Source organism: Pseudoalteromonas sp. SCSIO 43201 (genome assembly GCF_023716725.1).
In the GTDB taxonomy this organism is placed as follows: Bacteria; Pseudomonadota; Gammaproteobacteria; order Enterobacterales; family Alteromonadaceae; genus Pseudoalteromonas; species Pseudoalteromonas peptidolytica.
The window spans coordinates 707,495-720,961 of sequence record NZ_CP072683.1 but is presented as its reverse complement, the minus strand read 5'-3'; the positions used below and the strand labels follow the sequence as shown (position 1 = coordinate 720,961).

Sequence of the window (13,467 nt, the reverse complement as noted above, 5' to 3'; positions counted from 1 at the left end):
AACTTAGCGTCCCATACCAAACATTACTGTTCTAATCGTTAATATCAGGATTTTAAAATCCAATAGTAGCGAATGATGCTTAATATAATAAGTATCGAATTTATGTTTCCAAATAGCATCTTCAACAGAAGCACCATATGGATACTTAACCTGGGCAAGCCCCGTAACACCAGGCTTTACAGCATGCCTAAAACGATAGTATGGGATTTCTTTTTCCAAATCCTTTATAAAAACTTCCCGCTCTGGCCTCGGGCCAATAATAGACATTTCACCTCTAAGAACATTAACCAATTGAGGAATTTCATCAATGCGAGTCTTTCTTATAAACTTACCCACTTTTGTGACTCTTGCATCGTTTTTAGCCGCCCATCTAGCACCATCCTTTTCAGCATCATTACGCATAGATCTGAACTTTAACACTTTAAATTCTTTGTTATATTGTCCGGTTCTTTTTTGTGTAAAAAGTATTGGTCCAGGACTTTCTAGCTTTATCAAGATCATTGTGACAAGAGACAAAGGTAATGTTAAAAGTAATAACAAAATAGAGCTCGCAACATCTAACAATCGTTTCGTACGCTGCATCTGCCTATTAGACAAAATTGAGAATGCTTTTTGATGTAGGAAGTAACTGCTATGAAGCAGCTTAACTTCGGTATAACCAAGCCGCTCATCAAGGTAGCTTACTAGAGGCTCTACCCATGCACCATGTTCAGTCGCCCTAACCAAAAACCTTCTCTGCTCTGTAGATAAATCGCTACTTCTGTAGTGACATACAACTTTTTTAGAAAAGTCTCGAACACTATAGTCATTCACTATCATATCAAAGGAGTAATCTTCAACTATCGCTCCTATAATTTCTTCCACTCCTTTGGGACAGTAAACATACACATCTTTTTGAGACAATACTTCCTTCCTCGATTTAAAATGCTCTTTTATCTCGAATGCATCTGTCTCTGACTCAATATTTATTCGGCTAGCATCACTGTTTGAGGCTACCACTTTGAGACTCATTTTCACTCCATAATGGTTTAGTTGCAATAACACCGACGGTTCAGTTGCGCACCCAGCTGCTGGTTATTGATTTTCTGACTTATACTCGTAGTTGTAATAACCGTAGTAACCATAGGCATTGGTTGACTTACGAACTACACCGTTAAATACAACTCCTTTTACATCAATGCCATTTTGCTCAAAACGATTTCTTGTAATTTCTAGCTCTTTTATGTGGTTTTGACCAAAACGAGTCACTAATAAAGTAGTGCCGGCGTGAGCGCCAACTATTGCAGGATCGGTTACCGCTAAAATAGGTGGTGTATCCACAATAACTAAGTCATACATTTTACTCACTTCACTTATTAATTTGCTGAAGTTTTGGTGCATTAACAGTTCTGAAGGGTTGGGTGGTATTTGACCACGAGTCATTACATGCAAACCTTCAACCTGAGTCGGCTTAATCACTTGGGCTAAGTTTAGTCGGCCAGATAAGTAATCACTTAATCCGTCATCCCACTTCATGCCAAACTGTGTTTGTAGGTAGCCTTTGCGCATATCCGCATCAACCACTAATACACGTTTACCGCTTTGCGCTAATACTGTTGCTAGGTTTACAGTGATAAATGATTTACCAACACCCGGACTTGGGCCAGAGATGGCTATTACATTATTTTTAGCCTCTAGCATCGCAAAGTGTAAGCTAGTACGTAGGCTTCGTAGCGCTTCAACAGAGAGATCTGCTGGGTTATCAATCGCTAAAATAGATTTTGCTTTTGCGGTTTTACCTTTACGAGCCTTAGCAAAGCCGGTCAACTTTACTTGGTAGTCAGAAAATGGAACGCTTGCGTAAACAGGTATACCTAAGGCTTCTATTTCGCCAGGGTCTTCTATGCCTTTATGCAGCGCTTTTTGAATAAGTACAATTGCAATTGCTAGCATACCACCTAACATAGTTGCCATAACTACGATAAGCGCCTTTTTGGGTTTTACTGGTTGAGTAGTATTTACCTCGGCGTAGTCAACTATGCGTACGTTACCAACTGTACCTGCACGCACAATATCTAGTTCTTGAGTTTTAGCAAGAAGTAAGGTGTAAATTTCATTATTTACTTCAACATCACGTTTTAAACGCAGTAGCTCTCTTTGCGTTTCAGGTAGCCCTTGTACCTCACCGGTAAGCTCATTGCGCTGGCGTTTTACAGTATCTATTTGCTCCACCACTCCACGGTAAGAGGGGTGTTCACGCTTAAATTTGCGACCAAGCTCTAAACGCTTTAATTCAAGTTCTTGTAATTTGGTTTCAAGCGTGACGATTTGCTCGAGTACACCTTGAGTCTCTAAGCTAATGTCAATGGATTCTTGGCGAATTTGATAGTCGTTAAATGCCTTTTCAGCACGCTCTAGGCTACGTTTAACCTCTGGCAGCTGCACCTCTAAAAATTCAAGTGACTGCTGTGCTTCTGCGCTGTTGCGTTCAACATTCCGGCGCACATAAATGCTCGCTACTTTGTCTAATACTTTTTCAGCATAGGCCGGCGTCTTATCTTGCAGCGCAAGATTAATAATACCAGAGTCTTTGCCTTTTTCAGATGCTGAGATTGCACTTTGTAAGTCAAGTATTGTTTGTAAGCGGTTACGCTTTACGATTGAAAACTCAGTATCCGGTCGCGCGATAAGCGTTTTAATCGTGAGTTCAAATTGCCCAACCTTAACTTCTTCACCCACTTTACCAGATAGAATAATTTCATCATTAGCGTTTAATAAAGCAAAGCTGTCGTCTGCATGTGCTACTAGGGAAAACTCTAAACCTTCGGCACTTTTAGGTACTCTAAAGCGGTGAATTTCTACCTTTTCACCACCCCAAGCATAGGAGCCTGCCCCAAAACTGGCTTCAGCAACTTCACCCTCGCTTTGTGCAACAAATTGGCGATAACTACGACCACCAAAAAGCGGAAACAGCTTTGGCTCTACCACAATATCTAAGTTTAAAGTATCAACGGCTTCACCAATCACACTTCTTGATTTAAGTAGCTCGATTTCAGTCACCGCTGCTGAGGTGCTCTCAAACATACCAGACATGTCGTCAAAGCCAGGTACTGAGCCCCCCTTTTCCTCTACTTGTACCATTGCTGTTGCTTGGTAGATAGGTGTGCTGAATATGGCATATGCCACACCGAGTAGCATAAACAGTGCAGTTACGCCTGCAATGAACCATTTGGCATCGAGAAGTGCACCAAAAAGTGCCATTAAGTCAATTTCTTGGGATTCTTCTTGTTTCGGTTTTTGCGCAGAAATTAGATTTGGCTGAGCATTCATATACTCTTAATTCCTTATAAATACTGTTGCCAAGCACCACAGGCGCTGTCGATAAGCTGATATACGTGTTCAAATGCTTCTTTAGACTGGCGATAGGGATCGGGAATTTCTTTGTCCCCAATCCACTTTCCGAGTAAAAACGTTTTGCCACGCGCTTGAGGGTAACGGCTACATAGGTCATCAAGATGCCTATGCTCCATCACTAAGAGTAGACTATTTTGAGCAACTAGGGCGTTATTTAACTGGCGCCCTTGGTGTGGGCTCATGTCGATCCCTTGTGCTTTAGTCAGTTCTTGTGCCATAGCATCAGCTGATTTACCTTCCAGCGCGGTTAAGCCCGCTGATGACACTTGAATATTTTTACCCGCTAATTTGCTTTTTAATACATATTCAGCGGTTGGACTGCGGCAAATATTACCCGCACAAACCATTAACACACTATCAAACATGAGCTTTCACACTATTGGTTGTCAATATCTTGTATTGCGTCCACTGTTGACAGTGACGGCAATAATAGACTGATAACTTTGTTCCAGCGAGCAAGAGGCGCACTGGTTACGTAAACGATATCTTGTGGTTGTAGTTCGAATTGCTCGGCAAGCACCAATGATGCTACATTTTTTGCATGTAGCTGGTATACATCCGCAAGCACACCATCTTTTTGGAAATCGCGCTTACGTAGTACAAAAATACCATTTGCATCAGCGGTGCGTTCGTTAAAACCACCGGCATCAGTCAGTGCTTCGGCAAGACTAAGACCAAAGCGGTTTACATCGACTTTACCCGCTTTTATCACATCACCCAGCACATATACATTGCGCTTGTCATTACGGCTAATGTGTACAATATCGCCGTGCTGTAATAGGCGGTTTTGCGAAATATCACCCTGCGCGTAAAAGTCGTCTAATTGAATCGTTTCTGTCTTATCACCGCGAGTAAAGGTAACCGTTTCCCAGTCAGCATCTTTTGTTAAGCCGCCAGCTTGATTAATAGCATCGATTAAAGTGACAGGAGTTTCTGTAATCGGATATACACCAGGTTTAGTTACTTCACCAGTGACGTACGCTTTTTGGCTTTTGAAGCCTACAACTTTAACGTCAATTTGTGGCTCTTCAATAACTCGGCTTAGTCGCTTTGCAATATTAGCTCTTAGTTCACTCACTGTTCTTCCGGCGGCAGGAACTTTGGGTGCGTATGCAAAGTTGATAGTACCGTCTGCTTGAACTCGGAAGCCATCAAATTCTGCAGTTCTTTGAACTGCTGCCGGAATAGTAAGCTCTGGGTGATCCCATACACCAATGGTAATTACATCACCTACTCCGAGGCGGTATTCGTAATTTGAAACATCTATACCTGCCAGTGATGAGCGGTCTATCTCTTTGGCACGTTTGATTTTGTGTTCTTGTACCAACTGTGAGTCAATAATGTGAATGTTTACTTTTTCTAGATCGCGTTCAAGATTTGCAGTTTGCTCTCCTGAGCCTATTCCTTCAAAGTGACCACCAGGAATGAGTGTACAACCACTCATCGTCAACAGTACTGCCGAAGCAATAATCGTTTTACAGCGTAGCGCCATTGTATCTTCCCAAAAGTTTTATAATCTTTTCTTTTAATTGCTTTTATTGTTCTTTATTAAATAGTATTAAGACAATAAAAGTGTAGTCGGCTAATTAAAGCATGCACGTTAGTTAATCGCAAGCGAGTACTGGGTTTTACGTAATATCTCACTCTATTATGTGTTTTCTCATTATTTAATGACGATAAGCGTTATACCTGTGACTTGTTTATATTTGGCTTTGTTTTTTGATTACTTCAAATATCACAATAACCGTTAAGGGCTGTGATGCTGTAAAAGATCGCGAGGTAAACTCGCTCCTACAATGCCAGTAACAAAGTGCTGTTGCATTTAAGATTAGGCACGCTTCCGCCCCTAGGTTGCAGCTCCTAAATGCTGATTAGCCTTGCAGCCTTATCATATCTGGCCGTTTTGCATCGGCTTTTTATCGCGAGGTAAACTCGCTCCTACCGTGCCAGTAACAAAGTGCTGTTGCATTTAAGATTAGGCACGCTTCCGCCCCTAGGTTGCAGCTCCTAAATGCTGATTAGCCTTGCAGCCTTATCATATCTGGCCGTTTTGCATCGGCTTTTTATCGCGAGGTAAACTCGCTCCTACAATGCCAGTAACAAAGTGCTGTTGCATTTAAGATTAGGCACGCTTCCGCCCCTAGGTTGCAGCTCCTAAATGCTGATTAGCCTTGCAGCCTTATCATATCTGGCCGTTTTGCATCGGCTTTTTATCGCGAGGTAAACTCGCTCCTACCGTGCCAGTAACAAAGTGCTGTTGCATTTAAGATTTAGGTACGCTTCCGCCCTTAGGTTGCAGCTCCTAAATGCTGATTGGCCTTGCAGCCTTATCATATCTGGCCGTTTTGCATCGGCTTTTTATCGCGAGGTAAACTCGCTCCTACCGTGCCAGTAACAAAGTGCTGTTGCATTTAAGATTAGGCACGCTTCCGCCCCTAGGTTGCAGCTCCTAAATGCTGATTAGCCTTGCAGCCTTATCATATCTGGCCGTTTTGCATCGGCTTTTTATCGCGAGGTAAACTCGCTCCTACCGTGCCAGTAACAAAGTGCTTTTGCATTTAAGATTAGGCACGCTTCCGCCCCTAGGTTGCAGCTCCTAAATGCTGATTGGCCTTGCAGCCTTATCATATCTGGCCGTTTTGCATCGGCTTTTTATCGCGAGGTAAACTCGCTCCTACAATGCCAGTAACAAAGTGCTGTTGCATTTAAGATTTAGGTACGCTTCCGCCCTTAGGTTGCAGCTCCTAAATGCTGATTGGCCTTGCAGCCTTATCATATCTGGCCGTTTTGCATCGGCTTTTTATCGCGAAGTAAACTCGCTCCTATTACTGCCATAACAGTGTGCAGTGAGGTCTAACGTAATTGCGACCATACTGCAAAATGGCGTGAGATAAAGGCTCTCACATTAATAAAAGATCGCGAGGTAAACTCGCACCTACCGTGCCAGTAACAAAGTGCTTTTGCATCTGAGATTTAGGCACGCTTCCGCCCTTAGGTTGCAGCTCCTAAATGCTGAATGGCTCTATGGCCGCACGTATTGAACCGTTTTACATCGGCTTTTTATCGCGAGGTAAACTCGCTCCTACTCCTGCCATAACAGTGTGCAGTGAGGTCTACCGTGATTGCGACCATACTGCAAAATGGTGTGAGATAAAGGCTCTCACTAATAAAAGATCGCGAGGTAAACTCGCTCCTACTATCCGCACAATTTAGTAACGGTAGGTAAAGTCACACCTAATTTATAGGGAAAAATGGCTTAACATCACTGTTTTAGGGACTTCAAGCCATGACTATATTGTATCGCAGAAGTTAGATTACACCTTTCTTGCAACATATAAATAAGAATAAAGGATGAAGTTTCTATTGTACCTTTTTTATTGTACAGTTATCTACAACAACTTTTGTATATTGGTTGAGTAGTTTAATCAGTAAAATACTGCGCATCTCACCGTCTGGTTGCTGATAAATTGCTTGCACATCCCGGTAACATCCCTCAGTGAGCTGTACGAGGTCACCTTCTTTGAAATCACACTCTACAGGTGTTTCATCTTTACTCATAAGCTGCATAACTAATTCTTCAGGTACAATTTGAAGATCTGTACCGTAGCGAATAAAGTCAGTAACGCCGCGGGTATGTTTTACCGCAGAAAAGTGTGAAGAATGTGGATCTAGCTTAACAAATAGATATCTAGGGAACAGCGGTTGCACAGCAGACCTTGCACTGGCGGTTTTACGCTTGGTGATAGTCGGGAAGCAAGAGACGATCCCCTGATTTTTTAGATTAGACTGTGCTCTAAATTCTTGTTTTGGTTTACAATAGAGTAAATACCAGCATTCCATGCGTTCAGTTCCCTAAATAAAAAAAGCCTAACTAAGTAGGCCTTGTATTATACGTATATTTTCAACTCCGTAAAGCCTAGTCGCTGCCAAATAAGTCTCTTGTGTAGACTTTTTCGGTAACGTCTTGTAACTCACCAACCATTCGGTTAGAAATAATTACATCACAGCTACTTTTAAATTGTTCTAGGTCATTTATCACTCTAGAATTAAAGAAGGTTTCCGCTTCTAGCACGGGCTCATAAACTACTACTTCAACGCCTTTAGCTTTGATGCGCTTCATCACCCCTTGAATTGAAGAGGCCCTAAAATTGTCTGATCCAGACTTCATTATCAGGCGATATATCCCCACAACTTGAGGTTTTTTCTTTAAAACAGACTCAGCAATAAAGTCCTTTCTTGTTGTATTTGCATCAACAATCGCCTGAATAATATTGTTCGGTACGTCCTTATAGTTAGCAAGCAGTTGTTTAGTATCTTTTGGTAGACAATAACCACCATAACCAAAAGATGGATTGTTATAGTGATCGCCAATTCTTGGATCTAAACACACGCCTTCAATAATTTGTTTAGAGTTTAAACCGTGCGACTCTGCGTAGCTGTCTAATTCATTGAAATACGCTACACGCATTGCTAAATAAGTGTTAGAGAATAGCTTAATGGCCTCAGCTTCAGTTGGATCAGTAAACAGCACTTCGATATGCGCTTTTACAGCACCTTGTTGCAATAACCCTGCAAATACTTCTGCTCGCTTAGAGCGCTCTCCCACAATAATACGTGAAGGGTGCAAATTATCGTAGAGTGCTTTACCTTCTCTTAAAAACTCTGGAGAGAAGAGTATGCTACCCAACCCAAACTGCTCGCTCACCTTTTCTGTAAAACCAACTGGTACGGTAGATTTTATAACTATAACAGCATCTGGATTGTAGCGCTTCACATCTGCTATCACAGATTCAACAGATTGAGTATTGAAATAATTGGTGTCAGGGTCATAGTCTGTTGGTGTCGCGACCACCACATAACTTGCCCCCTGATACGCGTGTGTTTTATCAGTTGTGGCTTTGAGGTCTAATTCCTTATTCACCAAATAATCACTGATCTCTTCATCTACAATGGGAGACTTTTTTTCGTTTATCAACGCAACTTTTTTTTCATCTATATCAAGTGCTACCACTTCATTGTGCTGTGCTAATAGTATCGAATTAGAAAGGCCCACATATCCAGTCCCTACTACTACAATTTTCATCAATAATTCCTATGTTGATAATCGCTTTTTTAACTCTTGATCTAGCTGTTTAGCAACTTGCGTAGCATTATAGTGCTTTACAGATTCTCGAGTATGGCTACATAAAGTTGCAAAGTGTTGCTTCTTCATTGTTAAAATATTTGTAATGCTTGCGGCGATAGCATTGGCATTTTTAACCTCAAAGAGTAGACCATTTTTGCCATCTAGCACCACCTCATTGACAGGGCTAATATTAGAGGCGAGTACTGGCGTGCCACAAGCTAGCGCTTCCACCGCAACTAAACCAAAACTTTCTCTATGTGTTGGGAAAATAAATGCGTCCATCTCACAGTATTTGTTGGCAAGCTCTTGTGGTTTTAACGCGCCAAAATAAGTAACGAGTGACGTTAATTCAAGTGCTTCAATTTGAGTATTTAGTGCATCCACCTGAGCCCCTGTACCAAACATCTTTAGCTTAAAGCCCTCTAATATCTCAGGTCGCGATCGTTTTAATATGGCCAATGCCTCTAATAGCTCTTGCCAGCCTTTACCTTCATCGACTCTTGACACATAGCCAAGTGTAAACCCTGACTTAGGAGCAACAACTTCAGGTTTAAACAGCGAAAAATCCACACCGCCAGATGGCGAGACAATAATTTTGTCTTTGTCGTACCAAGGGTGTAGCTCTAAAAGTGTCGCTTTAAAAAAAGAAGAAGGCACAATCACAGCAGCACTATATTTCAATACCAGCTTGGAGGTAGATCCCATTACCTTATGTATTGGTGTATCACCAACGAGGTCATCACCATGAATATTGACCACATATCTAGGTCTATTAACGAGCAAGAAAGGCAATAAGCAAAGCGTGGAGTAAGTAAGATAGTGAAAGTAGATATAATCATAATCTCGCTTAGCAATCGCTCTTATACCACGGCCAATAAAGCGCAGATAACAACGTAATTTATCCATACCCGAAGCACGATAATCAATCACGACTTTACTTACGATATCATTTCCTTGGCTTTTCAATTGTTCGTAGTTTTTACCAACAAAGCTGCCAAACGAAGGATCTTTTTCAGAAGGAAATAAATTGGCAATAAAACAGATTTTACTCACTCTAATCCCTTTTAAACAGCTCTAAGCGCTTTCTTGCCAACTTGGGAAACAAAGAGGCAAGCCAAGCTCTTAATAATTTTGTTGCAATTGCAGGGGTAAAAAACTTTATTACAGTGCCAAAGCCCACTCTTTGCCCTTTACTGTAGTGCACCAAAAAATTAAAGCACTTTTTGTTGGTGTTAGACATCAAATGCCCATAACGTTCATAAAACTGTTCAAAGCCAACGACTCGGTTATTTAAACTGTCTGTAATTCTTGGCTTATCATGCGCCGTATGCACTATATATGTCGGTGTACTAATACGAATAGCCGCACCATATTTTAAGATCATTCTGGTCCAAAGTTCCCAATCCTGAGATGACACCATAGACTCATCAAACAAACCAGCCTCAATTAAACGCGTTCGCTTTGCTAATACCTGATTAGATGCTTGATTGAAGTTGAGCTGAGTTTTGATATTAATTACCAAATCTGAATCTAATAACGCTCGCTGGATTTTGCCATAATCCCAAATATAACCACTACAAACAAAAGCATAACGTTCATCAAACGCATTGAGTAATGTTTCAACTCTCGACGGTAAAAACTCATCATCGTCGTCTAGTCCCGTGGCATACTCACCTTGTGCATGCTGAATGGCATAGTTTCTTGCAGAACATGCCCCTTGATTGGTTTCAAAACAATGATAACGAACTCGTTGATCATCAGTAGCTAATTGTTTTAGGTACTCTACGGTTCCATCCGTAGAACCATTATCAACTATAAACAGCTCTACATTTTTGTATGTTTGATTTTGTACCGACTTTACCGCCCGCTTCAGCAATGACAGTCGATTACAAGTTGGGATCCATACGGTAACTAGGGGTAAAGATGCACTCACGAGTTACTCCTTTTCTCATTATCAACCCATAATAATGAAACAAAACACCCAAATGATATCCCTAGCGTACCAGAAATCCAAACGTGGCCACTTAATTGTGCTAAAAATAGCAAAATAAATGTACCGACAACAACACTTGGACTGTAAACAGCCTCACATTTAACAAACTGTGAGGCTGCCTTAACGAACGTTAATATATAAAAGGCAAAACAAATTAATAACCCAAAAAAGCCAAAATAGGCCAGCACGTCCACCGCATCAATTTCGGCGGCATATTTAATGGGAAGATACTCTGCAATACCAGCAGTTCCGACTCCAATGGCCTGTTGCCAAAACGCTAAGTAGTCAACATAGACCACCAACAAGTCTCGTGCATATTCATCTCGGCCGGATAACACTATGCCTAATATTCCCTTTTGACTGAGCACCCACATAAAGCGATCATACAAGCCTAACGCTTCAAGTAAGTCGGTAATAACCAGTGCAATAATAACAACACCGATTGTCATCGGAACCAGCGTATAGAGCTTAAGCTTTGTCATCTGAAAAAAGCGCTCTCTTTCATTGGCCAACGGAATAACAAAAACCAGTAATGCCGCTGCAAGCATGGCTGTTTTGGTTGCTACCAGTAAACCACAAAGCACAGTAAACAACGAAAGTACAGGATACCAGCGACGATGGTTGTTCCAACAAATATGCAGCACAAAAGAAAACAGTACCACCATTGTTGCACCTAACTCATTTGCAGCATAAATATAGCCATTGGAACCTGCTGTTTCACCATCTCTGAGTTCATAACTAGAGCGGCCAAAACCAAGTGCACCGAGTAATAGGTTAAAGCATAATATTGCAAAGTTGGTAAGTAGGATCTTTTCTAACCACTTGGCAGTGAATGACTTCCAGCGTATTGATAACAGACCAAAGTATACAAAAATGGATATCGGCATAAGCATCTTGTATACATTTGAAAAATCATTAATGAACGCTCCACCATCTGCTTCATTGGCAAGCTGAAAAATAGGACCAATAAGAAGTATTGCCAGCAAAGAGAGTAAAGCAACAAAATACCTGGCGTCCAGCAGTAACACGAGCACTAGAATCAACACCGTTAATGGCAGTTTATATAGTAACGACAACTTAAGGTTGACGCCAAGCTGGATCACCGTAAAGCCCGCAGCAATATCCGCAAGTAAGTAGACGCTCATCATCAGCAAGCACAACTTATGCGCAAGAGATGGGGCTTCATTACTGACAAAAAACTGCTTCAACATCAGAAATTACCGGGTTCTTTTTCGAGCGTAGCTTTATATGCGCTCACATATTCTGCTGTGGTTTTTATCACTTTAGCCGGGTTGCCTGCTGCTACCATTCCCTCAGGAATATCTTTCGTTACAACACTGCCAGCACCAATAACACAGTTATTGCCAATATTCACACCGGGCAAAACGATACTGCCCCAACCAATAAATACATTATCGCCTATTGTGATTGGCGACCGATACGAGCGTCTTGAACCTTTTTTATAACTTTCAGGATGAATAACAAGCTCTTTAATAAAAAGCGTTGGAGAAGCATCATGACCGAGTAACGTTGCCCCTGTAATAGTACAGTCTCTACCAATAAAAAAACGATCCCCCTTACTAGATGAGGATAGTTTGGTATCAATAATGATGGTGTTTTCACCAATTTCAGCACCTTGAGCACGGTACTTATCCATAACCAGCGTATAACCTAACTTATCAACTTTCTCCTGCAACAGCGCTGACTTAATAAAGCGACTCGCAATTTTCAGTATGAGGTATTGTAATTTAGTCTTCACTTGCTAACTCCCTAGCCAGTTTATTCCAACTAAATTTTTGCTCTGCTAATGCTCTATTTTGCTCTTGTAGCTCGGCGTAATCACTATCCTCAAGCGCCATAAAGGTATTCATCCCTTCGGCAAATGACTTCGCAGAATGTGCGTTGAGTAGTATATTGTTAGTATCTGATAGGATCTCGCTTGTGGCTGTGATCACCTTGTCACTAGCACAAGCTCCAACTATCGGTAAACCGCAAGATAAGGCTTCTAGAATGGTTTGCCCAAGCGGCTCATAAGTTGATGACATAATAAAAAAGTCAGCGGCCTTATAATATTCCTCGGGGCAACTTTGACGTCCTAAAAACTTAACTTTGTCGTCCACATTAAGGCGGTTACATAAGGCGCGAAGCTCCTTCTCTTCAGCTCCCTCCCCCAATAACCACAGCGTTGCATCACCGTCTAGCAACTGTAATGCTTCAATTGCCGTATCAAAGCCCTTGGCTTTTACAAACCGGCCAATACATAAAAACACTTTACCATTATCAGCAACGCCTAATTGTTCTCTTAATTGGTGCTTTTCGCTTCGAGAAACCAGGCTAAAGCGTGATAAGCTTACCCCAGGTTTACACGTTCTAATGGCTTTATCCTTGTTAATTTTTCTGACTTGCTGCAACATATTTTCACTAAATACAAATAGCTTGTCAGAGCAAGAGAATGCCCAGCGCTGCATTAATTTATGCAAAGAAAAAGACAACGAACCTTTCACTTTTCCTAGAATAGTACTTTGCTGTCGTAAACTAGCCTTGGTTTCATTTTCCACCACACCTGGCACTAAATATACAAGGTTTTTATACCCCAACGCCTTTAGGTACACTACATTGAAATGAAAACGACAAACTGCAAGCACAGGGTCATGTTTTTTTAGTACGGTTTTATAAAGTGAGATAGCATTACGAATATGCTTTATCCCTCGTCCAATTCCTTGATCACGACCAGTTTTATAACGATAAATAGTTACGCCATCTTCAACTTCGACGTCCGGCAGTGACTTGTTCTCAGGATTTAAATCGCTGGCAACGATAATAACCTCATATCCTAATTGGATATATTCTTGAGAAAGATGGTAGAGCGAGTTTTCAATCCCACCTATATTTGGCTTATATTGGTTGCTTGTCAGCAGTACACATGGTTTTCTGGATGAGGTAATTGTCATAACCA

The 13,467-nt window shown here is 41.3% G+C and carries 11 protein-coding genes; all 11 read right to left on the bottom strand.

Annotated elements, in window-relative coordinates; all coding sequences use genetic code 11:
* Positions 1-3: 3 nt before the first annotated feature.
* The 11 genes from J8Z24_RS03025 to J8Z24_RS02975 all read right to left on the bottom strand — a co-directional run bounded on the left by J8Z24_RS03025 (position 4) and on the right by J8Z24_RS02975 (position 13,462).
* On the bottom strand, positions 4-1,011 hold the full coding sequence (locus J8Z24_RS03025; protein ID WP_252095238.1) for an exopolysaccharide biosynthesis polyprenyl glycosylphosphotransferase: 1,008 nt from the start codon (positions 1,009-1,011) through the stop codon (positions 4-6).
* Positions 1,012-1,074: 63 nt separating this feature from the next.
* Positions 1,075-3,309 carry a polysaccharide biosynthesis tyrosine autokinase gene (locus tag J8Z24_RS03020; protein ID WP_252095237.1) on the bottom strand — a complete coding sequence of 745 codons (2,235 nt, stop codon included), beginning with the start codon at positions 3,307-3,309 and terminating at the stop codon, positions 1,075-1,077.
* Positions 3,310-3,323: 14 nt separating this feature from the next.
* Positions 3,324-3,758 (bottom strand): low molecular weight protein-tyrosine-phosphatase, encoded by a 435-nt coding sequence (locus tag J8Z24_RS03015; protein WP_252095236.1) that lies wholly within the window; start codon positions 3,756-3,758, stop codon positions 3,324-3,326.
* Between the two features lie 11 nt (positions 3,759-3,769).
* The gene (locus tag J8Z24_RS03010; protein ID WP_252095235.1) at positions 3,770-4,885 is read right to left on the bottom strand and encodes a polysaccharide export protein; all 1,116 of its coding nucleotides are present in this window, start codon (positions 4,883-4,885) and stop codon (positions 3,770-3,772) included.
* 1,868 nt (positions 4,886-6,753) lie between these two features.
* Entirely contained in the window at positions 6,754-7,233 is a 480-nt protein-coding gene (rfaH, locus tag J8Z24_RS03005) for a transcription/translation regulatory transformer protein RfaH (RefSeq protein WP_252095234.1), read from the bottom strand.
* Positions 7,234-7,309: 76 nt separating this feature from the next.
* Positions 7,310-8,476 (bottom strand): nucleotide sugar dehydrogenase, encoded by a 1,167-nt coding sequence (locus J8Z24_RS03000; RefSeq protein ID WP_252095233.1) that lies wholly within the window; start codon positions 8,474-8,476, stop codon positions 7,310-7,312.
* 9 nt (positions 8,477-8,485) lie between these two features.
* Positions 8,486-9,571 carry a glycosyltransferase family 4 protein gene (locus J8Z24_RS02995; RefSeq protein ID WP_252095232.1) on the bottom strand — a complete coding sequence of 362 codons (1,086 nt, stop codon included), beginning with the start codon at positions 9,569-9,571 and terminating at the stop codon, positions 8,486-8,488.
* Position 9,572: 1 nt separating this feature from the next.
* A complete protein-coding gene (locus tag J8Z24_RS02990) occupies positions 9,573-10,451 on the bottom strand; it encodes a glycosyltransferase family 2 protein (protein WP_176032516.1) in 879 nt (292 codons plus the stop codon).
* Positions 10,448-11,722, bottom strand: coding sequence for an O-antigen ligase family protein (locus J8Z24_RS02985; protein WP_147389398.1), 1,275 nt, complete (start codon positions 11,720-11,722; stop codon positions 10,448-10,450). The genes J8Z24_RS02990 and J8Z24_RS02985 overlap by 4 nt, the downstream gene beginning before the upstream one ends.
* Entirely contained in the window at positions 11,722-12,270 is a 549-nt protein-coding gene (locus tag J8Z24_RS02980) for a DapH/DapD/GlmU-related protein (protein ID WP_252095231.1), read from the bottom strand. The genes J8Z24_RS02985 and J8Z24_RS02980 overlap by 1 nt, the downstream gene beginning before the upstream one ends.
* Entirely contained in the window at positions 12,260-13,462 is a 1,203-nt protein-coding gene (locus tag J8Z24_RS02975) for a glycosyltransferase family 4 protein (protein WP_252095230.1), read from the bottom strand. The genes J8Z24_RS02980 and J8Z24_RS02975 overlap by 11 nt, the downstream gene beginning before the upstream one ends.
* Positions 13,463-13,467 lie beyond the last annotated feature (5 nt).

Coding starts and splice junctions, on each gene's coding strand:
- J8Z24_RS03025 (WP_252095238.1), bottom strand. CDS start 1,011: ATGAGTCTCAAAGTGGTAGCCTCAAACAGTGATGCTAGCCGAATAAAT.
- J8Z24_RS03020 (WP_252095237.1), bottom strand. CDS start 3,309: ATGAATGCTCAGCCAAATCTAATTTCTGCGCAAAAACCGAAACAAGAA.
- J8Z24_RS03015 (WP_252095236.1), bottom strand. CDS start 3,758: ATGTTTGATAGTGTGTTAATGGTTTGTGCGGGTAATATTTGCCGCAGT.
- J8Z24_RS03010 (WP_252095235.1), bottom strand. CDS start 4,885: ATGGCGCTACGCTGTAAAACGATTATTGCTTCGGCAGTACTGTTGACG.
- rfaH (WP_252095234.1), bottom strand. CDS start 7,233: ATGGAATGCTGGTATTTACTCTATTGTAAACCAAAACAAGAATTTAGA.
- J8Z24_RS03000 (WP_252095233.1), bottom strand. CDS start 8,476: ATGAAAATTGTAGTAGTAGGGACTGGATATGTGGGCCTTTCTAATTCG.
- J8Z24_RS02985 (WP_147389398.1), bottom strand. CDS start 11,722: ATGTTGAAGCAGTTTTTTGTCAGTAATGAAGCCCCATCTCTTGCGCAT.
- J8Z24_RS02975 (WP_252095230.1), bottom strand. CDS start 13,462: ATGACAATTACCTCATCCAGAAAACCATGTGTACTGCTGACAAGCAAC.